This is a genomic window from uncultured Azohydromonas sp., assembly GCF_937926365.1.
GTDB lineage: Bacteria > Pseudomonadota > Gammaproteobacteria > Burkholderiales > Burkholderiaceae_C > Azohydromonas.
Map to the genome: position 1 here is coordinate 1 of NZ_CALAOH010000184.1, position 26,833 is coordinate 26,833.

Below are 26,833 nucleotides of genomic sequence, written 5' to 3' on the forward strand. Positions count from 1 at the left end.
ACTGGCCCGCCACGGCCGCCGGCCTGGAGCGCCGCGCCACGGTGCAGGCCAGCCGCGACGCGCAGTCCTGGCAGCCCGTGGGCTCGGCCACGCTGGTGGACGTGCCCGGCGAGGCCGGCGCCAGCGCCGTCCGCCAGGCGCGCATCGAGCTGCGGGAGCTGCTGGCCGAGCACCGCTACCTGCGCCTGGTGGTCAGCGGCGGCACCTTCGAGCTGCGCGCCGTGCTGGCCGAACTCAGCACCGAGGCGCCGCAGGCGGCGCTGGACAGCGCCCGCTTCACGCTCCAGCCCGACGGCGAGCGCGCCTGGCGGCTGGACGCCGGCGCGCTGCTGCCGGCGCAGCGCCTGCAGGTCCACCTGGCGGAGGACAACGCCGTGGCGCCGCTGCAGCTGCTGCGCCGGCCCGCACCCGCCCCCGGCCGCCTCGACGCGGACTGGCGGCCGTTGACGCCGCTGACCGCCTACCGCCTGCAACGCGAAGGCCGCACGCTGGAGGCGCCGCCACTGGCGCTGGACGGCAGCGCCACGCGCGAATGGCGCCTGGTGCTGGACGCGCGCGTGCGCCCGCCCGCCGCGGCCCCCGAGGCCACGCTGTGGTGGCGGGCGCCGCAGCTGGTGTTCGCCGCCCGGGGCGCCGCGCCCTTCACGCTGGCCGTGGGACGCGAGCGCGCGGCGGACGTGGCGCTGCCGCTGTCCACCCTGGTGCCGGACTGGAAGCCGGCTGCGGAGTTCAGGCTGGCCGAGGCGACGCTGGGCGTGCTGGTGCCGCAGGCCGCCACGTCCGCCGGCTGGCTGCAGACGCTGCGCGACACCTCGCCCGCGCAGCGGCGCCAGTGGCTGCTGTGGGGGCTGCTGACGCTGGCCGTGGCGGTGCTGGGCGTGCTGGCGTGGCGGCTGGGACGGGATCTGAAGCGCCCCGACGCCGGCCCGCCGCACTGAGCCGCGGGCTGCAGTTTTTTCCGAAACCGGGCTCGCTTCGACCTTGCTTCCCGGCGCCCGCCACAGGGCCCAAGTGGGGCGTACCAGCGGACGCTCACGCCGCTTGCAACCCGTGACGCACGGTGGCGTCTAACTTGCTCCATGCCGGCCGGCCCGCGGCTCCTGTGCCGGTTACGGGCCTGCCGGGCGTGGTGCCTGGCTCAACCAACTGAGAGGAGACCGACATGAAGCGACCGACGACCCTGCGCCTTGCCTGCGTGCTGTCCGCGGCGGGCGTGATTGCCACGACCTTGGCGGGCTGTGCCTCCACCAGCGCCACTGCCGACACCCCCATGCAGCCGGCGGCCACGACGACCAGCGCGCCCACGGGCGTGACGCCGCAGGTCACCGGCGCGGGCGCCGGCAGCGCGGACACGCGCGACTGGGCGCAGGTGGACACCAACCGCGACGGCCTGGTCTCGCCGGAGGAAATGTCGGTCTACCTGCAGAACAATCCGGGGCCGCTGAAGGGTCGTTGAAGCAATAAGCAAGGCGACGCGCCCGAAGGCGCGTCCGGCCGTCTTGCCCGCCGTGGCGGCGCGCAGCACCATGCGCTGCCACGGCATGTAGCGGCCACGCTCCAGCCGCGCGCCCGGCTCGGCGCCGGGCCAGCGGGTGGTGGTGTGGCGCACCAGCTTGCCGCCCGCCCCGAAACGGACGCACACGCCGGCCTCGGCCGCGTCGGGGCTGAGCTCCACCGGCGCCGGCAACGAGGACACCCAATGGGCAAGCTCAAGGTGTTCCTGGCCTCTTCCAACGAACTGCAGGAAGACCGCAAGGCCTTCGAGATTGCCGTCTACCGCCGCAACCGCGCCTGGTACGGCCGAGGCCTGTTCCTGGACCTGGAGCACTGGGAAGATTTCGACGACACCGTTTCCAGGCAGGGCAAGCAGCAGGACTACAACCAGGCCATCCTGGGCTGCGAGCTCTTCGTGCTCCTGTTCTGGACCAAGGTCGGCCGCTACACCGCGGAGGAGTTCGAGGTCGCGCTGCGGCAGTTCCAAGCCACCGGCAAGCCGCGCCTCCTGGTCTATGCCTGCACGGCGCCACCCCCGGCGCCGGGCACCGAGAACGATCGGGCGAGCCGCGAGGCGTTCCAGGCCCGCCTGCAAGACATCGGCCACTATCCCACCCTCTACGCCAACGCCGATTTCCTGACCAAGCATTTCCTCGACCAGCTCGACCAGCTCGATGCCAAGGGCCTGTTCCAGGCCATCGCCGAGGCCGGGGAGCCTGGCGTCGCGCCGCCCTTCCAGGCGCCGCCGCCGGACGCCGATCACGTGCCGCGCGCCGAGCTGGACGCGCTGCGGCGTTGCCTGCTCGACGATGCCGGCCTGCTGCGCGCGGTGACGGTGGGCCTGCACGGTTTCGGCGGTGCCGGCAAGACCACGCTGGCGCGGCTGCTGTGCGCCGACGCCCAGGTGCGCGCCGCCTGCCGTGACGGCATCCTGTGGGTGGACGTGGGCCGCAACCCGTCCGAGGCCCACGCGCAGATCACCGACCTCGTGATCGCGCTCACGGGCAACGACAAGGGCTGCCTGACGCCGTCAGGCGCCCGAGCCCGGTTGCAGGCGGCACTGGCCGGGCGGCGTTTGCTGCTGGTGATCGACGACGTGTGGGATGCGGCACAGGTCCGCAGCCTGGTCGAGGCCAGCGCCGGCAGTGCCCGCTTGCTGACCACGCGCAACACCTATGCGCTGCCGTCCGACGCCGTGCCGCTGGACCTGGCGGCGATGCAGGCCGGCGACGCGCGGCGGCTGCTGGGCAGCGGACTGCCGCTGGGCCTGGAGCCGCGGCTGGACGCGCTGGCACGCCGCCTGGGCTACTGGCCGGTGCTGTTGAAACTGGTCAACCGCGCGCTGCGCCAACACATCACCTTCCGGCACACACCGGCACCAGAGGCATTGGACCAGGTCGATGCCGGGCTCGCGCGCAAGGGCGTGCTGGCCTTCGACCCGCGCCATCAGGCGCTGGAACGTGACCAGGCGGTGGCCGCCACCATCGAGGCCAGCCTGGAGATGCTCGACGAGGAGGAACGGCAGCGCTACACCGAGTTGGCGATCTTTCCGCCGGACGTGCCCGTGCCGCTGGCCCAGGTGGCGGCGCTGTGGGGCCTCACCGGCGACCTGTCGGAAGAGGCGGCGGCCGATCTGGTGGCGTCGCGGCTGGCGCCGTTGTCGCTGCTGGAATACGACGGCGCGGCGCGGACGCTGCAATTGCACGAGGTGTTCCGCGGCTACCTCACGACGCGGCTGCCCGATCCGGCGGCGCTGCACCAGCAGCTGGCCGCCTCCTGGGGCGATCGGCCGCAACCGCGGCAGCGCTGGGCCTGGCGCTGGCTGGCGTTCCACCGCGCCGCGGCCGTTGCCGCGTTGCCGCCGGCAGGGCGCCTGGCGCCGGCACGGGCCCTGGTCGCGCTGGCAAGCGACCCCGAATGGCAGCAACGGCACGAGGCGGCGCTCTCCGATCTGCCGGCGCTGCGCCAGGCGCTGGCCGCCGCGCTGGATGCCGCGACGGCGGTGGAGGAGCCCGCCGGCACCGCGCTGGTGGTGGAGGCGGCCGATGCGCTGCGGCAGTTCGACGCCCGGCATGCCGGTGCGGCGCCGGTGCTGGATCTCGCGCGCCAGGGCGACCTGGACGGCGCACGGCGGCACAGCGAGCTGCTGGCCGCCTCGCTCGACGCGCACTGGCTCCAGGCGCTGCTGCTGGCCGTGGCCTGGCTGGCGCCCCCCGGCCAGCGCGAGGCCGCGCAGGCGCTGCTGGCCGAGGTGCAGCGCGGCCTGGGCCCGGAGCCGGCGCTGCACGATCTGCTGGCGTGGGTGCGCGCCGAGTTGCACGGCGAAGCCCTGCCGGTGTTCGCCGCGCCGGCGCTGCCTGCGCCGGCCAGCCAGGAGGTGATCGAAGCCTTGATCAAGCGCGTCGGCGGCGAGGCCTTCAACGGCGAGTTGCTGCTGTCGGTCGGCATCGATCCGGGCGCGCGCGATCCGGACCCGGCCAGGGCCGGCCTGTACCGCGGGGCCGGTGGCAGCGACGAGGAAAAAGGCGCCACCACGCAGTACCTGGCCGAGGTGGACGGGCCGTGGCTGGTGGCCTACGTGGCGGCCGCCGCCGACATGCACGGGGCCATGCTGGCGCTGATCCGCTACCTGAGCGTCTACACGAACTACGCCTATGCCGAGTACCGCTACGCCACGCTGTGGCTGCTGCTGGGACAGGTGCTGCGGCTGCCCAGGCCTGACAGGGCGGGCGCCTGGTGGGTGCAGGAGGCGGTGGTGCGCATCCTGGTTGCGGCGCTGGGAGGCGGCAGCGTCGAGTTCGAGCACGGGCTGCCCGTCGCCGTGCGGGCACTGCGCGCCCGCTGTGGCGACGCGGCGGCGCTGCAAGCCCTGCGGGCCGAAGCGGAGCAGTTCGACGCCAAGGCGGCCCGGATGAGCGCCGGCCGCGACCGCGCCAGCGGCGACGTCTGGGCGCACGTCAAGCGCACGCTGCTGGCCCATGCGCAGGCGCTGGGCTGGCTGCTGGACGAGCGCGAGCACGCCCATCGCCTGCTGGATGCCGCCGCCTCGATTGCCGACTCGGGCTTTGCCGGCTACCAGGCGCCGGCCTGCCTGGCGCTGGGCGAGGCGATCCACGTGGTCCACGAAGGCGAGCCCGCACCGGCCGTCGAGACGGCGCTGGCCGCGGCGCAGCGTGCCGCGCACAACGTCCAGGACCTGAGCTTCTGCAGCCGCATCACCGCGCGCGTGAACGCCATGCGCCGCCACTGGTGGACGCCCTACCCGCTGGAGGCGCGCGCGCGCCAGCTCGGCGACGGCGTGCCGCGCCCGGAATTCGCCGCGCTCCACTTCGTGGGACACGGCTACGACGAGCGGCGGCCGGATGCGCTGCGGTGGCCGGCCTGGGCAGCCGACGACGCCAGCTTGGCCGCGCTGGCGCGGCGCTTCCAGCGGTCGAAGGAGGACTTCCTGCGCCTCAACGGCCCCGAGCGCCCGCTGGCGCCGGCTGAGGAAGTGGCCGTGCCCGACCCGGGCTTCCTGCCGCACGTGGCGGCCCGCCTGGCCGCCGAGGTCCTGGCGCTGGCCGAGCACTTGCCGTTGACGCCGCAACGGCTGCAGCTGCTGCGCGCGCTGGTGCCGCACGCCGTGCCCAGTCCCACCGCGCTCGATGCGGTGCTGACGCGCCTGGTGCTGGCGCAAGGCCGGCGCGAGGTCGATCCGACCATGGCCGACGTGGAGGCGCTGGAAGCGGTACTGGCCCGTCGCGCCGCCGCGGTGCCGCCGGACTCGGCGGTCGAACTCGTCGCCAACCGGCTGCCGACTTGAAACGCCGCGACCGCCGGGCCGCCACGGCGCCCGCGGCATCGGCCCCTCACGGGCTGCCAGCCCGCTCCCGCAGCCACTGCACGAAGCTCATGACCTCGCTGCGCTGGGCATGGCGCGCCGGATAGACCAGGAAATGCGCCTGCACCGGCAGCGACCAGCCCGGCTCGAACACGGGCCGCAGCCGCCCCTTGCGCAGGTGCGGCTCGCCGATGAACGTGCTCTCCAGCGCCACGCCCAGGCCCTGCACGGCGGCGTCCAGCGTCATGAAGGCCCGGTCGAAACGGTAGGCGAAACCGGCGGGTGAATCCGCCACGCCGCGGCTGGCGAACCAGTCCGGCCACTGCACCACGCTCACCGTGGACTGGATCAGCGGCACGTGCAGCAGGTCCTCCGGCGCCTCGATGCGATGGCGCTTCAGGAAGGCCGGGCTCGCCAGCGGCATGATCTGCTCGTCGAAGATCGGCTGCACCGTCAGCAGCGGCCAGTTCGGGATGCCGTAGCGGATGTCGATGTCCGCCTGGCCCACCGAGAAGTCCGAGTGCATCACGGAGGAGGACAGCGAGAGCGAGATGCCGGGATGGGCCTTGGCGAAGTCGGCCAGCCGCGGCATGAGCCACAGCGTCGCGAAGCTGGGCGTGGAGTGCACGTGCAACGAGTTGCGCACGCCCTTGCGCGCGTTGTCGGTGGCCGCGCTGATGGCCGCCAGCGCGCCGGCCACGCGCTTGAGATAGTCCTGGCCCGCTGCGGTCAGCTCCACGTTGCGCGCCGTGCGCTCGAACAGCCGCACGCCCAGAAAGTCTTCCAGCTTGGCGATCTGGTGGCTGATGGCCGAGGGCGTGAGGTGCAGCTCGTTGGCGGCCACCGTGAAGCTCAGGCGGCGTGCCACCGCCTCGAAGGCCACCAGGCTGGACAGGGGGGGAAAGGCCGAGGGCATGGAGGTAAATCAGTGCAAACCCAAGGATGACGAAACATCAACCATCCTTGAAATCATATCGTTTGTGCTCAAGCAAGGCGATTTCCAGAATGGCGTCCATCGCAGACACCCATTCGACGGAGACACGCATGCTGCTTGCAAACAAGGTTGCCCTCATCACCGGCGGTGCCGGCCTCAACGGCCTGGGCTTCGCCACCGCGCGGCTGATGGCCGAACAGGGTGCCCACGTGGTCCTCATGGACCTGGAAGCCGCCAACCCCGCCGCCGCCGCGGCGCGGCTCGGTGACGGGCACCTGGGCGTGGTGGCCAGCGTCACCGACAAGGCGCAGGTGGAGCGCGCCGTGGCGCAGGCGCTGGAAAGTTTCGGCCGCATCGACATCCTGGTGAACAACGCCGGCATCACCCAGCCGCGCAGGACCGTGGACATCACGGCCGCCGACTACGACGCCGTGCTGGACGTGAGCCTGCGCGGCACGCTGCTGGCGTCGCAGGCCGTGATCCCGGCCATGGAGCGCCAGGGTGGCGGCTCGATCATCTGCATCTCCTCCGTCTCCGCGCAGCGCGGCGGCGGCATCCTGGGCGGCCCGCACTACTCGGCGGCCAAGGCCGGCGTGCTGGGCCTGGCACGCGCCATGGCGCGCGAGCTGGCCGGCGCGGGCATCCGCGTCAACTGCATCACCCCGGGCCTGATCGGCACCGACATCATCAAGGGCAAGCTCGACGACACCCGCAAGGCCGAGATCGCCGAGGGCATCCCGCTGGGCCGACTGGGCCAGCCCAGGGACATCGCCGGCGCCTGCGTCTTCCTCGGCAGCGAGCTCTCCGCCTACTGCACCGGCATCACGCTGGACGTCAATGGCGGGATGCTCATCCACTGATCCCGCGACCGGAACCCACGGGGCCGCGCGCCCCGATCGCATCGCTCAAGACAAGCGCCGCTCGCACGGCCCTCAGGAGACACACCATGAAGCGCAGAACCTTCTCTGTCGCCGGCTTCGCGCTGGCCGCCACGCTCGCCTTCCCGGCGCTGGCGCAGAACGTCAAGCTCACCCTCGGCCACGGCGCCGCGCCGGGCAACCCGCGCCACGAGGCGGCGGTGAAGTTCGCCGACGTGCTCAAGGAAAAATCGGGCGGCCGCATCGAAATCAAGATCTCGCCCTCGGCCCAGCTCGGCGACGATGCCGCGATGCTCACCGCGCTGCGCACCGGGGCGCTGGACATGAGCGCCAACTCGCAGGGCGCCACCTCCACCGTGGTGGCGGAATACGCGGCCTGGGGCATGCCCTTCATCTTCACGGAGCTGCCCCAGGCGTGGAAGCTGCTGGACGGCCCGCTGGGCGAGGAGCTGGCGCAGAAGTCCGCCGCCAAGGGCCTGGTGGTGCTTGGTTACTGGGACAACGGCTTTCGCCACATGAGCAACAACGGCAAGCCGCTGCTCAAGCCCGAGGACTTCAAGGGCCTGAAGGTGCGCACGCCGCCGGATGCCGTGACGGTGGACATCGTGCAGGCGCTGGGCGCGGAGGCGCAGCAGATCAAATTCGCCGAGCTGTACGTGGCGCTGCAGCAGGGCGTGGTGGACGGCCAGGAGAACCCGCTGGCGAACTTCCACGCCTCCAAGCTCTACGAGGTGCAGAAGTTCCTCTCCCTCACCGGCCACAAGTACGAGATGGTTCCGTTCCTGATGAGCAAGCGCACCTGGGACCGCCTCTCCGCCGCCGACCGCCAGCTCGTCAAGGACGCCGCCAAGGAAGCCACGGCGCTGCAGCGCAAGCTGGTGCAGGAGGCCGACGCCAAGCTGCTCGCCGACCTCAAGTCCAAGGGCGTGCGCATCGACACCATCGACCGCGCCGCCTTCGCCAAGGCCACCGCCACGGTGGAGGCCAAGTGGGCCGCCGGCCCGGTCGGCGCCTACGTCAAGAAGGTCACGGCCGCCGCCCGCGGCGGCGTCTGATCCGCAGCCTCTCCGGCGTCCTGCCGGCCTGCGCCGCCCCTCGCCAGGGGCCGGCGGAATCGGCCACGGCCCTTGCGGCACACGCCGGCCACCCAGGAGCTTTCCATGAAACCCGTTGAACGCGGCATCGTCCTGATCTGCCAGGCGGTGATGTGGATCACCACCGCCGTCATCTTCTTCATCCTGTGCGCCAACACCGTGCTGCGCTACAGCACGGGGGCGAGCCTGCAATGGGCCGCCGAGCTGCCCGAGCTGCTGTTCCCGTGGATGGTGATGGCCGGCATCGTGCTGGGCGCGGCCCACGGCTCACACATCACCACCAGCTTCCTGATGGACACCGTGCCGGCCCCCGTGCGCCGCATCGTCGCGCTGCTGGTGTGGCTGGCCGTGTGCGGCCTGTACGGCCTGCTCGCCTGGTCCACCTGGCAGATGCTGCCCATCGTCCATGACGAGGCCAGTCCCGTTCTCGGCGTGCCGGGCTCGGTGACCTACGGCTGCGTGATGGTGGGCATGCTGATGCTGTCCATCCTGGCGCTGCAGTCGGCCTGGCACGTCCTGCGTCCGGCAGCGATGGCTGCCCATCCCGAGCACCAACCCGTGAGCATCACATGAGCGGCCTGATCCTTCTCGTCTTCGGGCTGGCCGCCGTGGCCGCCATGCCCATCGCCCACGCGCTGCTGGCGGCCTCGATGGCCGCGGCGGCCTCCTCCGACAGCATCCCGCTGGACCTGATCGTGCAGCAGATGGTGGCGCAGGTGCAGAGCTTCCCGCTCATCGCCATTCCCTTCTTCATGCTCACGGGCACGCTGATGATGGGCGGCAAGCTGGGCGAGGCGCTCATCGGCGTGCTCTCCACGCTCATCGGCCGCTTCCACGGCGGCCCGGGCCAGGTGGGTGTGCTCTCATCCACCATCTTCGGCGGCGTCTCGGGCTCGGCGGTGGCCGACGCCTCGGCCATCGGCTCGCTGCTCATCCCTTGGCAGAAGCGCCTGGGCTACCCGCCGGCCTTCTCGGCCGCGACGCTGGCGGCGGCGGCCACGATCGACATCATGATCCCGCCGTCGATCCCGATGATCCTGTTCGCGCTCAGCGCCAACGCCTCCATCGCGGCGCTGTTCGTGGCCGGCATCCTGCCGGGCCTGCTGATGTGCGGCGGCTTCATGGGCGTGTGCTGGTGGGTGGGCAAGCGGCGCAACTTCCCGCGCGAGACGCGCCGCATCGACTGGAGCGCCTTCCGCAAGCAGCTGGCCTACGCCTCGCCCGCGCTGGTGCTGCCGGTGTTCGTGGTGCTGTTCCTGCGCTGGGGCATCGCCACGCCCACCGAGGTCAGCGTGCTCTCCACGCTGTACGCGGGGCTGGTTTCGGCGGTCATCTACCGCGACCTGGGCCTCAGGCGGCTGCACGCGGCCATCACGGAAGCGGGCCTGGCCACCGGCGTGGTGCTGCTGGTGATCATGGCCTCCGCCGCCGTGGGCTGGCTGCTGACCTACGACCACATGCCCGACGGCGTGGTGGCCTGGGCCAAGGAGAACCTGGAATCCGGCTGGGCCGTGATCCTGCTGATGAACATCCTGATGCTCGTGTGCGGCATGTTCATCGACCTGCCCGCCGCGGTGCTGCTGCTCACGCCGGTGTTCCTGCCGCTGGCGCAGAGCATCGGCATGGACCCGGTGCAGCTCGGGATCATGATGGTGGTGAACCTCGCCATCGGCCTGTACACGCCGCCGGTGGGCACCACGCTGTTCATCACCAGTTCCGTGGCCAAGGTCAAGGTGGGCCAGACCGTGCGCGAGCTCGGCCCCTTCTACGTCGTCGCCTTCGGCGTCCTGGCCCTCGTGTCCTACGTGCCGGCGTCGATCCTGCGCTGAGCGCGTCCCAAGCATTCCTTCTTCCAACCCTGCGCCGGTTTCCGGGCGCCCCGTGCGCCCGCCCGGCCGGGTCCGGCACGCCCGAAACGGTCCGGACCTCCTTCCTGGAGCATTCCCATGTCTGCTGTTGAAACCACGCTGTCCGAGCGCGCCTACCGCATCCGCCGATTCGCCCTGCGCATGGGCGAGGTCCAGGGCCAGGGCTACATCGGCCAGGCCCTCGGCTGGGCTGACGTGCTGGCCGTCGCCTACGGCCACGCCATGAGCTACCGCCCCGAAGACCCCGAGTGGGAAGGCCGTGACCGCTTCCTGCTCTCGCACGGCCACTACGCCATCGCCTTCTACGCCGCGCTGATCGAGGCCGGGATCATTCCCGAGGAGGAGCTGGAAACCTACGGCAGCGACGACAGCCGGTTGCCCATGTCCGGCATGGCGACCTACACGCCGGGCATGGAGATGTCGGGCGGCTCGCTGGGCCAGGGCCTGCCCATCGCGGTAGGCATGGCGCTGGGCCTGCGCCTCAAGGGCAACGCGGCCTTCGTCTACAACTCCATGTCCGACGGCGAGCTCGACGAGGGCTCCACCTGGGAAGCGGCCATGGGTGCCGCGCACCATGGGTTGTCGAACCTCATCTGCCTGGTGGACATCAACAACCAGCAGGCCGACGGGCCTTCGGGCAAGGTCATGGGCTTCGAGCCGCTGGCGGACAAGTGGGCGTCGTTTGGCTGGCACGTGCAGCGCGTGGACGGCAACGACCTGCCCGCCGTCATCGAAGCTTTCGATGCCGCGCGCAACCTCAAGGAAGCCAGGCCGCGCGTGATCCTGTTCGACACGCTCATGGGCAAGGGCGTGCCCTTCCTGGAGACGCGCGACAAGAACCACTTCATCCGCGTCGATCCGCCCGAGTGGCAGCAGGCCCTCGCCATCCTGGACCAGTCGCAAGCTTGAGGAGCCACCGATCATGAGCAACACCACCGCAACCAAGAAGCCGCGCCTGACCACCTCGGCGATGATCGCCTCCATCGCCGGCGAAGGGCAGCGCGTCAAGGCCGCGCCCTTCGGCAAGGCGCTGGTCGAGCTGGCGCGGGAGCGCCAGGACATCGTCGGCCTGAGCGCCGACCTGGCCAAGTACACCGACCTGCACCTGTTCGCGCAAGCGTACCCCGAGCGCTTCTTCCAGATGGGCATGGCCGAGCAACTGCTCATGGCCGCGGCCGGCGGCATGGCCAAGGAGGGCTTCGTTCCCTTCGCGACCACCTATGCCGTGTTCGGCACGCGCCGCGCGTATGACTTCGTGCACCAGGTCATTGCCGAGGAGAACCTCAACGTCAAGATGTGCTGTGCCTTGCCGGGCCTGACCACCGGCTACGGCCCCAGCCACCAGGCCACCGAGGACCTCGCGCTCATGCGCGGCATCCCGGGCCTGACCATCGTCGATCCCTGCGACGCGCTGGACATCGAGCAGGCCGTGCCGCAGATCGCCGCGCACCAGGGCCCGGTGTACATGCGGCTGCTGCGCGGCAACGTGCCGCTGGTGCTCGACGAGTACGACTACACCTTCGAGCTGGGCAAGGCCAAGCTGCTGCGCGGCGGCCGCGACGTGCTGGTGATCTCCAGCGGCTTCATGACCATGCGCTCGCTGGAAGTGGCGGACCAGCTCAAGGCCGACGGCGTGGACGTGGCCGTGCTGCACGTGCCCACCATCAAGCCGCTGGACGCGCAAACCATCCTGGCCGAGACCCGGCGCTCCGGGCGGCTGGTGGTGGTGGCCGAGAACCACTCGGTGGTCGGCGGCCTGGGCGAGGCGGTGGCGGGCCTGCTGATGCGCTCGGCCGTGTCGGTGCCCTTCCGCCAAGTGGCGCTGCCCGACGAGTTCCTGGACGCGGGCGCGCTGCCCACGCTGCACGAGCGCTACGGCATCTCGGCCGACGCCATGCGCCGGCAGATCAAGGCCTGGCTGTGAAGCCCGCTGGCGCTCGGCCTCAGGCCCGCAGCGCCAGCCACCCCGCGCTGATCGCCAGCGAGGCCATCGTCACCGGCACCCCGATGCGCGCGTGCGTGCGCCAGTCGATGGTCACGCCGTGCCGCGCCGCGGCGTCCACCACGATGATGTTGGCGATGCTGCCGACGATGAACAGGTTGCCGGCGAGCGTGCTCACCAGCGCCAGCAGCGGGCCGGCGTCGGGGCCCGACAGCGGCAGCAGCAGCATCACCGCCGGCACGTTGGACACCAGGTTGCTCAGCACGAAGGTGGCGCCGAAGAGCGAAGCCGGATGGTCCAGCCGCCAGCCCGCGGCCGCCAGGTGCCGAACCAGCGCCTCCGGCAGCCCCGTGGCCTGCAGCGCGTGGTTGACCACGAACAGGCCCATGAACAGCACCAGCAGCTGCCAGTCCACCAGGCCCAGCATGTCGCGCGAGTGCAGCCGCCGGCTCAGCAGCAGCAGCCCCGCGCCGGCCAGCGCCACCACCTCGCGCGGCCAGGGCGCGAACAGGAAGCACAGCAACACGCCCAGCGACACCGTCAGGCCCTTGGCGGCCTGCCAGCGCGAGAAGGGCAAGTCCTCGTCCGGCGCGGGAGCGGCCACGGTTGCGGTGGCAACCTCGACCGGCTCCTGGTGCAGCCGCTTGCGCAGCAGCAGCGCGATCAGCACCCAGGTCGCGGCCAGCGACAGCAGCACCGGCGGCAGCACCTGCAGCACGTAGCCGCCGAAAGGCAGGTTCAGCCGCGCGCCGATGAGCATGTTCTGCGGGTTGCCGATCAGCGTGGCGGCGGAGCCGATGTTGGCGCTGCAGGCCAGCGCCAGCAGGTAGGGCAGCGCGTCCAGCCCGCGGCGCCGGCAGGCCTCCACCAGCACCGGCGCCATCGCCAGGCACACCACGTCGTTGCTGAACACGGCCGACAGCGCGGCCGACACCGCGATCAGCGCCCCCAGCAGCGCCGCCGGCCCCATGCGCAGCGCGGCGAGCTGCCGCGCCACGGCGTCGTAGAAGCCGCCCAGGCGCATCTGCGCCGAGATCACCATGAAGGCGAAGAGCAGCAGGATGGTCGGCAGGTCGATGGCCCGCGCCGCCTCCTCCACGCTCACCGCCTCGGCGCCGATGAGCGCGATCGCCCCCAGCAACGCCACGCCGCCGCGGTCCAGCTGCAGGAAGGGCAGGCCGCCCAGGACCATGCCGATGTAGACGAGGGTGAAGACGATGAGGACGAAATCGGTCATGGAGCGCTCGCGAAGGAGCGCGGAAGGTACACGCTCCGGCGGCCCGGGCACTGGTCTTGCCGCCCTTCACAATCAACCGGAGAAGACCATGACTCAAATTCGCAACACTCCCTCCTCCACCGCGCCCACCGGCAGCGCCGGCTCGCGCGGCGGCAGCATCAGCCCCACCCAGGCGGAGCACACCGGCCTGGCCGACGGCCAGCCGGGCGAGACGCCCACCGGGCGCGAGGCGCGTCCCGGCACCGACGGGCCGACTTCGCAAGGCTTGGCGGGCGCGCAGGGCAGCGGCGGCGGGGCCGAGCGCGGCATGCAGCAGGACCCGGGCGCGGGCACCGGCAGCGGCGCCGACCGACGCAGCGACCGCCCGTGATCGACCGCGACTGGCATTTCGTCCTGGGCGCCCAGGACCCGGAGATGCGCGAGATCCAGCGCGTGGTCGAGGACGAGCACCTGGCCTGGGCCCATGCCGCGCGCAACAAGCGCCGCTGCAACCCGCGCACCGCCTACGCCGCCGACGGCGTGGTGCGCGTGGGGCCGGACCAGATCCCGCGCCCGGCGGTGCTGCCGCCCAAGGCGCCGGCGGTGTTCGTGGAATGCACCGTGCTGGGCCTGGAGCCGGTGGTGCGGGTGGACCACCACCACCCCGGCGACCCCGGCTACGAGGTCGAGCCCGAGAAGTTCATGGACGGCTCCTCGCTGGGCCAGGTGCTGCGGCTGCTGGAGCGCGAGCCCACCGAGACGCAGCGCCTGCTCGCGGCCAGCGACCACTGCCTCACCGCCGCCTACCAGGGCCGCTGCCCGGGCGTGGACCCGCACGAGCTGCTGTTCCTGCGCGCCTCGTGGAAGGCCAAGGTGATGGGGCGCACCCTGTCCGACGTGGTGGAGGGCATCCTGGACGCGGCCAAGCGGGTCAAGGCGCACCACGACAGCGAGCTGGGAGAAAGCCGCTTCCTGGACCCGACCGAGATCCCGCCGGACCTGGCCGAGGGCGCGGCCTATGCCGGCATCCCCGTGCGCTACCGCGAGCTGCTGCCCGAAGGCGTGCTCAAGGAGATGTTCAAGGGCGGCACGCCGGCCGCGGTGGAGCAGTTCATGGCCGAGCACGAGGCGGCCGGGCGGCCCGTGTACGGCAACCCGTACCGCGGTTACGCGGGCACCTACTGGTCAGGACGGCGGATGCCGGAAGTGGCGGGGCGGATGGTGGAGTGAGGGCTGCGGCAGCGCGTTGCCTCAACCCGGACGCCGAGCCTCCGTCTCCAGCAGTTCCAGCACCGCTGCAAGTCCTTCCGCCGACCCCAGCGCTTCCGCCGGACGGCGCCCCTGCAGCCCGTCCTGTGGCTGCTCGATCCAGCGCCCCAGCCAGCGCGCCACGTCAAAACCCGGCCCGCCGCCGCGCAGCGCCTCGGCGCGGCCCAGCAATCGCAGCAGCGCCAGCGCGATGCGCCCCGCCGCGGCGGGCAGCGGCGCGTCCGTGAAGGCTTTCTTTTCGGCCGCCGAGCGGTTCGTGCCCAAGAGGTCGCGGAAGAAGTGGCGCGGCGTGATGTCCAGCGCGCGGCCCAGGTCGCGCGCCAGCACGGCCGGCACGCCGGCCTCGGCCAGGGCGGCCAGCATCGCGTCGTCCGCGCTCGCCAGCGCGCGCGCCTGGGCCATCAGGCTCTGGCCGGGGCGGTAGCCGCGCAGGTCCGGCGCGGCAAGGCTGTTGCCGGATGGCGTGGGAAGGTTGGAAGCGCTCATCACGCCGCTGGGCAAGGGCCAGGCCGGCGGCGGCGCCACGGGCACAGGGGTTGCCGCCCTGGTGCAGACCCTTTGAGGAGCCCCACCGTGGACGACAAGAGCATCCTGCAGCACATCACCGAGCTGGTCGAAGAAGAGAACCGCCTGCGCGCCGATACCCAGGCGCCGGACCAGAACCGCGCGCGCATCGAGGAACTGGAGGTGCAGCTCGACCAGTGCTGGGACCTGCTGCGCCAGCGCCGCGCCCGGCGCGAGTTCGGCCAGAACCCCGACGACGCCCAGGTGCGCGACAAGGACACGGTGGAGAAGTACATCCAGTGAGCCCTGGAGCGCGGCGGCTCAGCCCGCCGCCTCGGTGCCTGGACCTTCCTGGGCCGCATCGCCCTCGGCCGCGCGCGCCAGCCGCGCGAAGTAGGCCGACTTGCCGGTCTTGTAGAGCTGCACCCAGGCCTGCAGCGCCTCGTCCTCGTAGATGCCCAGCAGCGCGAAGATCTCGGCCGCGAACTCGATGGGCGCCATGCCGCCGGCCGTGATCAGCGTGCCGTCGCGCACCACCGGCACGTCCTGGTAGTGCTCCGCGCCGCCATAGCCGGTGCCCTTGAGGTAGCCCAGCGCGTTGCTGGTGTGCGGGCGCGTCTCCAGCCAGCCCGCGCGCGCCAGCGCGGCGGTGGCGCCGCAGATGGCCGCCACCGGCACGCCGCGGCGCAGGAACTCGCCGGCCTTGCCGATGGCGGCGTGGTGCGAGGCGTCGTCGGCCCAGCCCACGCCGCCGGGCAGGACCAGCATCGCGCTGGCGTCGGGCAGCACGTCCTCCACCGCCATGTCGGGCAGCACCGACACGCCGCCCATGGAGCGCGGCACCGCGTGCCGGCCCGGGCCCACCGTCTTCACCTGCCAGCGCCCGGGCTCGCGCTGGAACTGCGGGTTGTGGATGCCGGCCACCGCGAAGGCGGCTTCCCAGTCGGCGAAGCCGTCGAAGACGTAGAGGTGGACGGTGCGGCGGGCGTTGGCCGCCTCGGATTCGGCGGCCGCGGCGGCGGCGGTGGCGAGGTCTTCCATGACCGGGCAGCGCAGCAGGTGCCGTGCCCTGCGCGAGGCCCGGGCTGGGCTACAGCGTGCGCGTGTCGATCCAGTGCACCTGACCGCCTCGCGCGCGCACCTGCTCGACCATGTGCGCCGTGCCGCCCGGCCCGTCGCCGCCGCCGCCGTTCCACAGGCAGACGAAGCGCACCTTGTCCGGCCCATGCGCCAGCGCGGTGTCCAGCAGCCACTGGTTGCAGCGCTCGAAGGGATCGGCGCCCTCGGCCAGCGGCCCCAACTCGCGCGGCATGGGCCGAGGCGGCTGCGGCAGCCGCGCGCGCAGCGCGTGGTAGCGCGCGAGCCACTGCCTGCCGCCGGCCACCGGCTCGATCGAGCGCCGGATGAATTCCGGCTCCTCGAACGGCAGCAGGACCTCGCAACGCACGCCCCGCTGCTCGCAGGCCTCCAGGAACAGCAGGTCACCGCCGGCCGCGGCCTGGCACAGCGCCAGGTCCTGCGGTCCGGCCTGCAGCCCGTCCAGCACCTCGGCGATGCGCCGCGCCGCCGCCACTACCTTCTGTGGCGGAAAGCGTGGCTCGGCGCGGTCCGGCGCATCCACCATGTGGCCGCTGAAAAGCAGCACCTGACGCGGCTCGCGGGGCCGCTCCGGCCTGGCGTCCGAAGGCATGGCGGCAAAGCCGAAAGGCTGGGTCATGGAGTCCTTCTGTTCTTGTGGCAACGAGTGGCGGCTGCGCCCGGATGCACGAGGGTTTGTGGACCCGCGCTCAGGACGCCGACGGCGGCGTGCCTTGGCGGTAGGTGGCAAGGTGGATGCTGGTCTCGGTGCCGCGAATGCCCTGCAGCAACCGGATGCGCTCCAGCACCTGCGACAGCTCCTGCACGCTGGCCGCGCGCAGCTCGGCCAGCAGGTCCCAGCGGCCGTTGGTGTCGTGCAACGCAGTGACGCCGGGCTCGCCCAGCAGGTGCGCCACGACGTCGCGCGTTCGGTTGCCCTCCACCAGGATGCCCATCCAGGCCGTGATGCCCGGCGGCTGCGCGTCCGGGCGCAGCACCACGGTGTAGCCCACGATCACCTGCTCCTGCTCCAGCTTGCGCAGCCGGTTGGCGACGGTGCCGCGCGACACGCCCAGCCGGTGCGCGAGCGTGGCCACGCTCATGCGCGCGTCGGCGCGCAGCAGGGCGATGAGGCGGTGGTCGAGGTCGTCGAGCATGGAACGAAGCGCGGGCAGTGGCTCTGCGCTTCAGTGTGGCAGTAGCGCGCGCCGCCCGGCACGCCGCTTCGATGGCCCGTCGCCCCTACCCGGCCGCCACCCCGTGCACCGTCTCCCTCATCCGCCTCCAGTGCGACCCCCGCCAGAACACCCGCGCGCACCCCGGGCAGCGCCAGAACGCGTCGAAGCTCGCGCGCGTGCGGGGCAGCAGTTGCCCCTGCACCTCGGCCTTGGGCACGGGCACGGGCACGGCGTTGCATTCCAGGCAGCGGCTTGGACCGCCCTCGCGCAGCGGCAGCGACCAGCGCCGCGCCACGTCGGCCAGCTGCGCCAGCGGGTCGTCGTCGCGCAGCCAGCAGCCCGCGTGCACCGCGCGGTGCATCAGCAGTGCCCGGTCGCGCGTGAGCACGATGCGCCCCTCGGCCGCGGCCAGCGCCACCAGCTCGGCATCGTCCCAGGCGTTGTGCCAGAGCGTATCCAGCCCGGCGAAACGCAGGTAGCGCGCCAGCCGCCCCAGGTGCGCATCGGCGATGAAGCGTCTACTCGTCGAAGGCACCTCGGGCGCGAGCCGCCGCAGCGCCGGCAGCACCGCCACGCGGTCGCCCGGCTGCAGCCGCTGCTCCAGCGCCGCGGGCTGGCCGTTGACCAGCAGCAGCGCCACCTCCGTGTGCGGCACGCCCAGCGCCTCGATGGCGTGCTTGGCGCTCTCGTGCGGCGCCACCTCGGCCTCGAACGCGCACCCGCGCCGCCACGGCGGCGGCAGCAGATCGCCCAACTCGGCGTAGAAGCGGAATTCGATGTCCATGGCACGCGGCAGGCGGGTGCCGCCGGCCCGGCTCCGCCTGTTGCCGCTGCGGCAATGGGCGTGCCGTGGGCGGTGCACTGCTCCAGTGCCTGGCACCCTATGTTTAGGCAACAAACCAATGAGGTTGCAGTGCTTACAACTACGCGGTGGAGGTGCTGTCTCCCTCCATTCCCGCCCTTTCCGGCATGCCTTGCCCTGCGCCCTGTCTCAGCCCGCTTTCACTTCCACGTGGTAGAGGCCCCAGGGACAGAGGCTGAAGCGCTCCTTGAGCGGCTTGTCGCGGATGTCGGGGAGGCGGTCGGCATCGAGCACCGCCCATTGCGGCCCCAGGCCGCCCAGCGCCATCGGCCGGCCGTCCAGCCGCGTGGCCAGCAGCATGCGCCAACGGCGCGCATCGGCCAGCGGCACCCGAACCGTGTAGCCATCCAGCGCCCGCAGCGTGAGCACCACCGGCGCTGCGGCCGACACGCCCGCGACGGCCAGCACCTGCTCCAGCAGCGGCCCGGACAGGCGGTGCTCGCGGCCGTCGTACTCCAGCGTGGGACGGATCTCCACCGCCGGCAGTGCCTGCAGCGCGGCGGCGTCGAACTCGAAGGCGCGCTCGAAAGCCACCTGGTGCTTGCTGAACAACTGCTCCAGGGCCGGGTCCACCGGGCCGCGGTTGGAGCGCCCCAGCGCCGTACCGCTGAGCGTGAGTTGAGCGGCACCACGCAAGGACGCGGCGCCTTCGGGCTTGGCGGCCTCGGCCAGCGGCAGGGCGCTGCCCAGCAGCGCGGCGGTGAAAACACGTCGTTGGTTCATTGACAGCGGTCCTTCCGATACATGAAGTTACGTTTGCAACCTTATAGCGATGCCTGCCTTGCGCAAGCGCAATCGCGGCCTCTTCAGCGCGGGCCTGATGAAGCCGAACAGGCAATTGGTCACGCCTGTGCGCACCGATCCATGCCACCGTGCGGCCCAAGCAAGAACACACCCGGCTTCGCGACGCGCCAGGGAGGGCGCATCGCACGGGCGCAGGGCGCCCGGCGAAGTCTGGCCAAACGCGAAACGCGATGGGATGAGGGAGATGGGCAACGATAACTTCGGGCTGCCCGACAGCTCGACGTTCACGGTCGATGAGGCCCAGCTGCGCCGCATCCGCCAGGCCTCGCTGCAACGCCTGCACGTGGGGCAGATCCCGGCGATGCGAGGCGCCGGGTTCTTCATCCTGGCCGTGATCCTGGTGCTCCATGACCTGCGCATGGGGCGTGCGCTGGACGCGCCGGCCTTGTGGCAGGTGGTGGGCGCCAACGCCGCGTACTGCCTGGCGAGTTGGCTGGTCTTGCGGCGCTGGTACGGCCGCACCGGGCGCTTCGACCTGGGGCTGCTGTTCATGCACCTGGACCTGCCGATGTGGCTGCTGAACCTGCACCACGTCCGGGGCAACCAGGTGCTGCTGATCGCGGTGCTGCTGGTGCGCGTGGCGGACCAGGTGGGCTTCGGCTTCAGGCGTGCGCTGTACTTCAACCACGTGGTCCTGGGCGCGTACCTGGCCTACGGGGCCTGGATGGGCGTGCCTTGGAGCGACCTCGCGGGCATGGCGGTGATCATGTATCTGGCCGGCGTGTACCTGTCGCTGACCGGGCTGGTGACGCAGCGCCTGCGCGAGCGCGTGCGCCGCGGCGTGCACGCCGCGCGCGGGCTGATCCAGCAGCTCGAACGCCAGACGCGCCACCTGCAGCAGCAGGCCGAGGCGCTGGAGACGGCGCGCGCCGATGCCGAGCAGGCCAGCGAGGCCAAGTCGCGCTTTCTCTCCAGCATCAGCCACGAGTTGCGCACGCCGCTCAACGGCGTGATGGGCATGCTGCAGCTGCTGCAGGCCACCGGCCTGACGCCGGCACAACAGCGCTACGCCGATACCGCGATGGAGTCCGGCACGCGGCTGGTGAAGCTGATCGAGGAGCTGCTGGACGTGGCCAGCATCCGGGCCGGCGGCCTGGCGCTGCACCCGCAGCTCTTCAATCTGGTCGGGCTGGTGGACCAGCTGATGCAGGAGATGCGCCCGCTGGCGCAGGGCAAGCCGCTGCAGTTGGAGGCCGAGCTCGACCCGGCGCTGGACCGCGGCTTCCATGCCGACGCGCGGCGGCTGCGCCAGCTGCTGTTCCACCTGCTGCACAACGGGCTGAAGTTCACCGACCAGGGCGAAGTGCGGCTGCACATGCGTTGCCTGCGCGAGGACGAGCACGCGGCGCTGGTGCGCGTGGTGGTCAGCGACACCGGCTGCGGCATGACACCCGCACAGGTGGAGCGGCTGTTCCAGCCTTTCGGACAAGGCGACGACTCCAGCACGCGCCGCCACGGCGGCAGCGGCCTGGGCCTGGCGATCGCGCGCGAGACGGTGACGCTGATGAACGGCTCGATCCGCGTGCGCAGCGAGCCGGGACGGGGCACGGCCTTCGAGGTGGAGGTGCTGCTCAACAAGGCGGCGGGGTGAGCGCCGGCGTCCTCAGCGCGCCATCGGCGTCTTGGGCTTCTTGACGTCCTCGCTGGGCGGCGCCGTGCCCAGCTTCTCGCTGCGGATGGGCAGCCCCGGAGCGGAAGCCGCGCCCGCCGCCGGCGTGCCCGGCGCGCTGTGCGGATTGCCCTGCCCCGGCACCTGGGCGGTGCCCGAGCCGCCGGCGCCGGTCGTGGCCGCCGCCACCGGCGTGGGTGGATGCGCCTGCCAGCCCTGCGCCGCGGCGCGCTGGCGCCAGCGTTGCGAGAGGCGGTCCATGGAGGCTTCGAGCTGCTGCTTTTCCGCCGCTGCGGCCGAGGCCGCCTGCGCCGCCTTGGCCGCGGCCTCCGCCTGCTGCTGCGGCGTGGGCGCGGGCAGCGCGGCCAGCGTGGCGGTGGCCGCCAGGGCGGCGCCCAGGGCCACAAAAAACTTCATTCCTGTTCGCCATCGCGAACAAGAACAACCCGTCATGCCCGCGAAGGCAGGCATCCACGCCTGCCGCGATGCCGCCCGGTATTCGTGGACATCCGCCTTCGCGGGGGTAACGGCTTTGAGATGCTGCCTGCTATTCATCACCGACTCCCTGGCTGCGCCGCCCGCCGCCCTCACCGCACTCCCGGCGAGCTCGCCGGCCTGGAGCCGCCGCCGGCGGCGCCGGAGGAGGCGCCGGCCACCGCGCCCGGCGCGTTGGACATTCCGCCCACCGCCGCGCCCGAAGTCACCGCCGAGGCCGACACCCCGGGCGGCACCACGCCCGTGGGGCCGGGATCGGCCGCGGCCGAGGCCGCCTTCTGCGGCCCCTCGCCCTGCGGCACCCCCGCGGCGGACGCGCCGTCCTTGGGCATCGCACCGCCCAGGGCCGCGCCGCCAACGTTGCCCTCGGAGCCCTGCGGAATGCCCGGCGTGCCCGCCGGCGGCGCCGCCTGCTTGCCGCCGGACTGGGCGATCACCTCGCCGCTCGTGCCGCCGCCGGCACTCACCTGCCCCGGGAACCTGGTCTGGACGACCCCGTCCTCCACCTTCGGGCCGCGGTCGCAGCCGGCCCCCAGCAGCGCGGCCAGCAGCACCGCCGGCACGAGCAGCACCCGGCCAGGCCGGCGCGGCGCCGTCGTCTTCACCGTGGCTTGCGCGCCCATCACCGCCCCGCTCCGCCGCGCTCGCGCGCCGAGATCTGCCGCCACCACAGCTCGTGGTGCGTGCGCACCCAGGCCTCGTCCACCGTGCCGTGGCGCATGCCGCGGTAAGCGCCAGGGCTGCCCAGCGTGCCCAGGTAGATGTGGCCCATGGCGAAGGCGATGTAGGCCGCCGCGCCCAGCAGGTGCAGCAGGTTGGCCACCTGCAGCAGGTAGCGCGTGAAGCCCGGGCCGGGCGTGTTGCCGGCGAAATAGGGGAAATTGAGCATCAGCCCCGTGATGCCCATCAGCAGCCCCATCAGCGTCACGCCGAACCAGAACCACACCTTCTCGCCGAAGTTGAAATAAGGCGCCGGCACGTGCGCATGCGACAGCAACCCGCCGCCGGCCTTGACCCACTGCCAGTCGGCACGCTCGAAGCGGTTGCGCCGCACGTAGGTGATGAACATCGCCAGCGTGCACAGGATGAACAGCGGCCCGGCGATGTTGTGCGCGTACTTGCTGATGATCGCGAGCCAGGAGAACAGGCCGTGGCCCATCCACGGCAGCAGCAGCTGCTTGCCGAACAGGATCACCAGCCCCGTGAGCGCCAGCACGATGAAGGTGATGGCGGTGGCCCAGTGCGTCCAGCGGTCCAGCCGCGTGAAGCGCACCACGTTGCGCCCGGTCTCGGCGCCTTCGAGCTTCTGCGGCCCGAAGAAGCGGTACAGCCCGAAGATGCCCAGCGGCACCACCAGCAGCAGCGTGCCGGCCAGCGTCGCCAGCGGCCCGTTGCGCCAGGTGCGCCAGGTGTTGCCGCCGCGCTGCAGGATGACGTCCTGCTCCGGCATCAGCCCCGGCGGCTTGATGTAGTGGCGGTCGAAGTGCTGCCGTCCCGAGGCGGCGTCGCCCCGCCCGGGCTCGGGCCGGCCCTGCTCGGTCTGCAGGATGGTCTGCTCCTCGGCATAGGCCGGCGTGGCCTTCTCGTGCGGCACCGCGGCCAGCGCCGGCACGAGGGTCAGCAGCGCCAGCGTCAGGGCCAGCAGGAACGGTGAGAACCAGAGCAGCAGGCGGCGCAGGGACATGAGGGCTCCTTCGGTACGGCTGGAGACGGGGGGCGGCTCACGGACGCATGCGCGCGTACTCGTTCTGGTGCCGGTTGCGGTTGTCGATGGCGGCGTTCCAGGCCAGCCGGTCGCCGTTGAAGCGCAGCTGCTGCGGCAGGTTGTCGGGCTTGCCGTTGTAGTGGCCTTCGCGCCAGGCAGGGTACTGTTCGACCTCCAGGCAGCCGGTGAGCAGCAGCGTGGTGGCCAGGAGCAGCAGGGCTCTCATTTCACGACGTCCTTGGTGGTTCGATACGGCGCCGCGCTTCACGTCGGCAGCTGGCGCGGGTTGTTCTGGAAACTGTCCGGAATCTGGTTGGTGCGCGGGCCCTGGCCGCGCGAGCTGTTGTCGTGGATCACGCCGTCCGGCCCGCGGGTGTCGGGCAGGCCCCGCGCGGGTGCGGGCGCACCGTTCCCGGCGTCCTGTCCATGGGCAGGCGGCGTGCCGTTGGCATCGGCGCCGCCGTTCATCGGTGCCCCGGCCTTGCCCGGCGGCACGCCCTGGGGGTTGTAGGCGATGTCCCAGCCCCAGAGCTCCGGCCCGTAGCCGCGCGTGTCCACGCGCTGCTTGTAGATCTGGGCAATGATGTTGGCGTCGCCGCCCAGCAGCGCCTTGGTGCCGCACATCTCGGCGCACAGCGGCAGCTTGCCCTCGGCGATGCGGTTGCGCCCGTACTGCTGGAACTCCGCCTCGCTGGCATCGGGCTGCGGGCCGCCGTTGCAGAAGGTGCACTTGTCCATCTTGCCCCGGTGGTTGAACGCGCCGGTGGAAGGGAACTGCGGCGCCCCGAAGGGACAGGCCAGCGAGCAGTAGCCGCAGCCGATGCACAGGTCCTTGTCGTGCAGCACCACGCCGTCGGCCGTGTGATAGAAGCAGTCCACCGGGCACACCGCCATGCACGGCGCGTTGGTGCAGTGCATGCAGGCCACCGACATGTAGTGCTCGCCCGGCGCGCCGTCGCCGATGGTCACCACCCGGCGCCGGTTCACGCCCCAGGGCGTCTCGTGCTCGTTCTTGCACGCGGTGACACAGCCCATGCAGTCGATGCAGCGCTCGGTGTCGCAGATGAATTTCATGCGCGCGGCCATGTGGGCCTCCTCATGCGTAGCGGCGCAACCGACACAGCGACACCTTGGTCTCCTGCATCATGGTCACGGCGTCGTAGCCATAGGTCCAGCCGGTGTTGGCCGCTTCGCCGCGCACGATGGGCGCGGCGCCTTCGGGGTACTGGCGCAGCAGGTCCTCGCCCATCCACCAGCCGCCGAAGTGGTAGGGCATCCACACCACGCCCTGCCCCACGCGCGGCGTCACCATCGCGTGCACCTTCAGCCGCGCGCCGGTGGGCGTCTCCACCCAGACGAACTCGCCGGTCTTCACATCGATGCGGCCGGCATCGAAGGGGTTGATCTCCACGAACATCGCCTGCTGCAGCTCGGCCAGCCAGGGGTTGGAGCGCGTCTCGTCGCCGCCCCCTTCGTACTCCACCAGGCGGCCCGAAGTCATGATCAATGGGAAATCCTTGCTGTAGTCGCGCGCGCCCTGCACCGACTTGTAGAGCGTGGGCAGCCGCCAGAAGGTGGCGCGGTCCTCGAAGGTGGGGTATCTCGCCACCAGGTCCGGCCGGGGCGTGAGCAGCGGCTCGCGGTGCACCGGCACCGGGTCGGGGAAGTTCCAGACATGGGCCCGCGCGCGGGCGTTGCCGTACGGCGCGCAACCGTGCGCGATGACCACGCGGATGATCCCGCCCGAGGGGTCGGTCTTCCAGTTCTTGCCTTCGGCCGCGGCCTGCTCCTGCGGCGTGAGCTCGCTCCACCAGCCCAGCTTCTTCAGGAACACGTGGTCGAACTCGGGATAGCCGGTGTCGAGCTGGCTGTCGCGGTTGGTGGAGCCGTCGGCCGCCAGCAGGCTCTGCCCGTCGTGCTCCACGCCCCAGTTGGCGCGGAAGGGCATGCCGCCCTCGGCCACGGGCTTGCTCAGGTCGTAGAGGATGGGCGTGCCCGGGTGCTTCATCTCCGGCGTGCCCCAGCAGGGCCAGGGCAGGCCGTAGTAGTCGCCCTTGCAGGGGCCCGAGTCCGCGCGCAGCGTGGTCGGGTCGAAGTCCGCCTTGTGTTGCATGTGCAACTTCAGCCGCTCCGGCGAGCAGCCCGTGTAGCCGATGGTCCAGACGCTGCGGTTGATCTCGCGCAGGATGTCCTCGATGACCGGCTCGTTGTTGACGACCTTGATGTTCTTGACCAGCTGCTCCGCGAAGCCGAACTTCTTCGCGAACAGGTACATGATCTCGTGGTCGCTCTTGCTCTCGAAAATGGGCTGGATCACCCGCTCGCGCCACTGGATGGAGCGGTTGGACGCGGTGCACGAGCCCTGCGTCTCGAACTGCGTGCACGCGGGCAGCAGGTACACGCCGTCGCGCCGCCCGTGCATGGCCGCCGTCATGGTGGGATACGGGTCGATCACCACCAGCAGGTCGAGCTTCTGCATCGCCGCGCGCATGTCGGGCAGCCGTGTCTGGCTGTTGGGCGCGTGGCCCCAGTAGACGACCGCGCGCAGCGGGTTGGGCTGGTCCACGTACTCGGCCTTCTCCAGCACGCCGTCGAACCAGCGCGAGACGGTCATGCCGGGCTTTTCCATCAGCGCCTTGGAGGCGTAGCGGCCCTTGAGCCACTCGTAGTCCACACCCCAGGCGGCGCAGAAGTGCCGCCACGCGCCCTCGGCCAAGCCGTAGTAGCCGGGCAGCGAGTCGGGGTTGGGGCCGACGTCGGTGGCGCCCTGCACGTTGTCATGGCCGCGGTAGATGTTGGCCCCGCCGCCGGCGACGCCGATGTTGCCCAGCGCCAGCTGCAGGATCGACAGCGCGCGCACGTTGGCCGTGCCCACGTGGTGCTGCGTGATGCCCATGCACCACACCACCGACGAAGGCTTGTTGCGCGCGAGCATTTCCGCGGCCTCGCGCACCGAGGCCTCGGGCACGCCGGTGACCTCGCTCACGCGGTCGGGCGTCCACTTCTGCACCTCCTTGCGCACGGCATCCATGCCGTAGGTGCGCGCGGCGATGAACTCGCGGTCCTCCCAGCCGTTGGCGAAGATGTGCCAGAGCAGGCCCCACACGAAGGCGATGTCGGTGCCGGGGCGGATGCGCACGTAGTGGTGCGCGAAGCGCGCGGTGCGCGTGAAGCGCGGATCGACCACGATCATCTTGGCCCCGAGCTCCTTGGCGTGCAGGAAGTGCAGCATGGAGATCGGGTGCGCCTCCGACGGGTTGGAGCCGATGAACAGCACGGCCTTGCTGTGGTGCAGGTCGTTGAAGCTGTTGGTCATGGCGCCGTAGCCGAAGGTCTGCGCCACGCCGGCCACCGTGGTGGAGTGGCAGATGCGCGCCTGGTGGTCGGTGTTGTTGGAGCCCCACATCGACACGAACTTGCGCAGCAGGTAGCTCTGCTCGTTGTTGTGCTTGGAGCTGCCGATCCAGAACACCGCGTCCTGCCCGGCCTGCTCGCGCACCTTGAGCAAGCGGTCGCCGACCTCGGTGATGGCCTGGTCCCAGGAGATGCGCTGGTACTTGCCGTCCACCAGCTTCATCGGGTAGCGCAGCCGGTGCTCGCCGTGGCCGTGTTCGCGCACCGAGGCGCCCTTGGCGCAGTGCGCGCCCATGTTGATGGGCGAGTCGAAGGCGGCGTCCTGGCGGATCCACACGCCGTTCTGCACCACCGCCTCCACCGAGCAGCCCACCGAGCAGTGGCTGCATACGGTGTGCTTGATCTCGACGGGCGAATTCGCCGGCGGCTTGGGCTCGGCCGCGGCGGCGGGCTCGATGAACTGGTTGCCGATCGGCCGCGCCAGCAGGCCGGCGGCCCCGGCACCCAGGCCCGCGCGCAGCAGCAGGCCGCGCCGCGTCAGGCCGGTGCCGGCCGCGCCGGCGGGGCGCTTGCGCATCAACAAGCTGGACATGGTGGCCCCCTCCTGGGCATCACAGCCGCGCGGCGCTGCGGTAGTAGCGGCGCACGTGCTCGGTCTCGTGGTAGGTGGCGGGCCGCGGCGGCTGGGGCTCGGCCGCGGGGGCGGCCGGGGCCGCGGGCGCGGCGG

At 71.7% G+C, this 26,833-nt stretch carries 26 protein-coding genes and 1 pseudogene; 13 read left to right on the plus strand and 14 right to left on the minus strand.

Annotated features, from left to right (window positions below):
* The 3 genes from Q0741_RS19815 to Q0741_RS19825 form a co-directional block, all read left to right on the plus strand.
* Positions 1–938 (plus strand): DUF3999 family protein (locus Q0741_RS19815; protein WP_298234915.1); only part of this gene is annotated, 938 nt, incomplete at its 5' end.
* 224 nt (positions 939–1,162) lie between these two features.
* A complete protein-coding gene (locus tag Q0741_RS19820; protein WP_298234916.1) occupies positions 1,163–1,456 on the plus strand; it encodes a hypothetical protein in 294 nt (97 codons plus the stop codon).
* A gap of 243 nt (positions 1,457–1,699) precedes the next feature.
* The gene (locus Q0741_RS19825; RefSeq protein WP_298234917.1) at positions 1,700–5,299 is read left to right on the plus strand and encodes an NB-ARC domain-containing protein; all 3,600 of its coding nucleotides are present in this window, start codon (positions 1,700–1,702) and stop codon (positions 5,297–5,299) included.
* A 46-nt stretch (positions 5,300–5,345) separates the two neighbouring features.
* Here the strand turns inward: Q0741_RS19825 and Q0741_RS19830 are convergent, their stop codons facing one another.
* Positions 5,346–6,233, minus strand: a complete 888-nt coding sequence (locus Q0741_RS19830; RefSeq protein ID WP_298234918.1) for a LysR substrate-binding domain-containing protein — start codon at positions 6,231–6,233, stop codon at positions 5,346–5,348.
* A 128-nt stretch (positions 6,234–6,361) separates the two neighbouring features.
* Here Q0741_RS19830 and Q0741_RS19835 point away from each other — a divergent pair, with 128 nt between their 5' ends.
* From Q0741_RS19835 to Q0741_RS19860, 6 genes are all read left to right on the plus strand, one after another.
* Entirely contained in the window at positions 6,362–7,111 is a 750-nt protein-coding gene (locus Q0741_RS19835; protein ID WP_298234919.1) for an SDR family NAD(P)-dependent oxidoreductase, read from the plus strand.
* An 86-nt stretch (positions 7,112–7,197) separates the two neighbouring features.
* Positions 7,198–8,184, plus strand: a complete 987-nt coding sequence (locus tag Q0741_RS19840; protein ID WP_298234920.1) for a TRAP transporter substrate-binding protein — start codon at positions 7,198–7,200, stop codon at positions 8,182–8,184.
* 105 nt (positions 8,185–8,289) lie between these two features.
* Complete coding sequence (locus Q0741_RS19845; protein WP_298234921.1) at positions 8,290–8,796, plus strand: TRAP transporter small permease; 507 nt, start codon at positions 8,290–8,292, stop codon at positions 8,794–8,796.
* The gene (locus Q0741_RS19850; protein ID WP_298234922.1) at positions 8,793–10,052 is read left to right on the plus strand and encodes a TRAP transporter large permease subunit; all 1,260 of its coding nucleotides are present in this window, start codon (positions 8,793–8,795) and stop codon (positions 10,050–10,052) included. The genes Q0741_RS19845 and Q0741_RS19850 overlap by 4 nt, the downstream gene beginning before the upstream one ends.
* Before the next feature lie 117 nt (positions 10,053–10,169).
* Positions 10,170–11,000, plus strand: a complete 831-nt coding sequence (locus Q0741_RS19855) for a transketolase (protein ID WP_298234923.1) — start codon at positions 10,170–10,172, stop codon at positions 10,998–11,000.
* 13 nt (positions 11,001–11,013) lie between these two features.
* Positions 11,014–12,015 (plus strand): transketolase family protein, encoded by a 1,002-nt coding sequence (locus Q0741_RS19860; RefSeq protein ID WP_298234924.1) that lies wholly within the window; start codon positions 11,014–11,016, stop codon positions 12,013–12,015.
* A gap of 19 nt (positions 12,016–12,034) precedes the next feature.
* On the opposite strand, the gene Q0741_RS19865 is transcribed toward Q0741_RS19860, so the two are convergent.
* Complete coding sequence (locus Q0741_RS19865) at positions 12,035–13,270, minus strand: anion transporter (protein WP_298234925.1); 1,236 nt, start codon at positions 13,268–13,270, stop codon at positions 12,035–12,037.
* Between the two features lie 88 nt (positions 13,271–13,358).
* Here Q0741_RS19865 and Q0741_RS19870 point away from each other — a divergent pair, with 88 nt between their 5' ends.
* A complete protein-coding gene (locus tag Q0741_RS19870) occupies positions 13,359–13,640 on the plus strand; it encodes a hypothetical protein (RefSeq protein WP_298234926.1) in 282 nt (93 codons plus the stop codon).
* Positions 13,637–14,479 carry a hypothetical protein gene (locus Q0741_RS19875; RefSeq protein ID WP_298234927.1) on the plus strand — a complete coding sequence of 281 codons (843 nt, stop codon included), beginning with the start codon at positions 13,637–13,639 and terminating at the stop codon, positions 14,477–14,479. Before Q0741_RS19870 ends, Q0741_RS19875 begins: the two co-directional genes overlap by 4 nt.
* A 21-nt stretch (positions 14,480–14,500) precedes the next feature.
* On the opposite strand, the gene Q0741_RS19880 is transcribed toward Q0741_RS19875, so the two are convergent.
* Positions 14,501–15,004 (minus strand): antitoxin Xre/MbcA/ParS toxin-binding domain-containing protein, encoded by a 504-nt coding sequence (locus Q0741_RS19880; protein ID WP_298234928.1) that lies wholly within the window; start codon positions 15,002–15,004, stop codon positions 14,501–14,503.
* A gap of 87 nt (positions 15,005–15,091) precedes the next feature.
* Between Q0741_RS19880 and Q0741_RS19885 the strand changes: the two genes are divergently transcribed.
* Positions 15,092–15,325 carry a DUF2630 family protein gene (locus Q0741_RS19885; RefSeq protein ID WP_298234929.1) on the plus strand — a complete coding sequence of 78 codons (234 nt, stop codon included), beginning with the start codon at positions 15,092–15,094 and terminating at the stop codon, positions 15,323–15,325.
* A gap of 18 nt (positions 15,326–15,343) precedes the next feature.
* Here the strand turns inward: Q0741_RS19885 and Q0741_RS19890 are convergent, their stop codons facing one another.
* The 5 genes from Q0741_RS19890 to Q0741_RS19910 all read right to left on the minus strand — a co-directional run bounded on the left by Q0741_RS19890 (position 15,344) and on the right by Q0741_RS19910 (position 18,862).
* A complete protein-coding gene (locus Q0741_RS19890; RefSeq protein ID WP_298234930.1) occupies positions 15,344–16,063 on the minus strand; it encodes a DJ-1/PfpI family protein in 720 nt (239 codons plus the stop codon).
* Positions 16,064–16,112: 49 nt separating this feature from the next.
* On the minus strand, positions 16,113–16,739 hold the full coding sequence (locus Q0741_RS19895) for a hypothetical protein (RefSeq protein WP_298234931.1): 627 nt from the start codon (positions 16,737–16,739) through the stop codon (positions 16,113–16,115).
* A 70-nt stretch (positions 16,740–16,809) separates the two neighbouring features.
* Positions 16,810–17,256, minus strand: a complete 447-nt coding sequence (locus Q0741_RS19900) for an Lrp/AsnC family transcriptional regulator (RefSeq protein WP_298234932.1) — start codon at positions 17,254–17,256, stop codon at positions 16,810–16,812.
* A gap of 85 nt (positions 17,257–17,341) precedes the next feature.
* Positions 17,342–18,061: a Mut7-C RNAse domain-containing protein gene (locus Q0741_RS19905; protein WP_298234933.1), complete on the minus strand. Its 720-nt coding sequence runs from the start codon at positions 18,059–18,061 to the stop codon at positions 17,342–17,344.
* Between the two features lie 207 nt (positions 18,062–18,268).
* A complete protein-coding gene (locus tag Q0741_RS19910; protein ID WP_298234934.1) occupies positions 18,269–18,862 on the minus strand; it encodes a molybdopterin-dependent oxidoreductase in 594 nt (197 codons plus the stop codon).
* Positions 18,863–19,127: 265 nt separating this feature from the next.
* Between Q0741_RS19910 and Q0741_RS19915 the strand changes: the two genes are divergently transcribed.
* Positions 19,128–20,534: an ATP-binding protein gene (locus tag Q0741_RS19915; protein WP_298234935.1), complete on the plus strand. Its 1,407-nt coding sequence runs from the start codon at positions 19,128–19,130 to the stop codon at positions 20,532–20,534.
* A gap of 12 nt (positions 20,535–20,546) precedes the next feature.
* On the opposite strand, the gene Q0741_RS19920 is transcribed toward Q0741_RS19915, so the two are convergent.
* From Q0741_RS19920 to Q0741_RS19945, 6 genes and pseudogenes are all read right to left on the minus strand, one after another.
* Positions 20,547–20,969, minus strand: coding sequence for a hypothetical protein (locus Q0741_RS19920; RefSeq protein ID WP_298234936.1), 423 nt, complete (start codon positions 20,967–20,969; stop codon positions 20,547–20,549).
* A gap of 170 nt (positions 20,970–21,139) precedes the next feature.
* Entirely contained in the window at positions 21,140–21,670 is a 531-nt protein-coding gene (locus tag Q0741_RS19925) for a hypothetical protein (protein WP_298234937.1), read from the minus strand.
* A complete protein-coding gene (locus tag Q0741_RS19930) occupies positions 21,670–22,731 on the minus strand; it encodes a formate dehydrogenase subunit gamma (protein WP_298234938.1) in 1,062 nt (353 codons plus the stop codon). Before Q0741_RS19930 ends, Q0741_RS19925 begins: the two co-directional genes overlap by 1 nt.
* A 37-nt stretch (positions 22,732–22,768) precedes the next feature.
* Positions 22,769–22,978, minus strand: coding sequence for a hypothetical protein (locus Q0741_RS19935; protein WP_298234939.1), 210 nt, complete (start codon positions 22,976–22,978; stop codon positions 22,769–22,771).
* Positions 22,979–23,259: 281 nt separating this feature from the next.
* Positions 23,260–23,838, minus strand: a pseudogene (fdh3B, locus tag Q0741_RS19940) (formate dehydrogenase FDH3 subunit beta); the annotation flags it as partial.
* A 10-nt stretch (positions 23,839–23,848) separates the two neighbouring features.
* The gene (locus Q0741_RS19945; protein ID WP_298234940.1) at positions 23,849–26,698 is read right to left on the minus strand and encodes a formate dehydrogenase subunit alpha; all 2,850 of its coding nucleotides are present in this window, start codon (positions 26,696–26,698) and stop codon (positions 23,849–23,851) included.
* Positions 26,699–26,833: the final 135 nt, after the last annotated feature.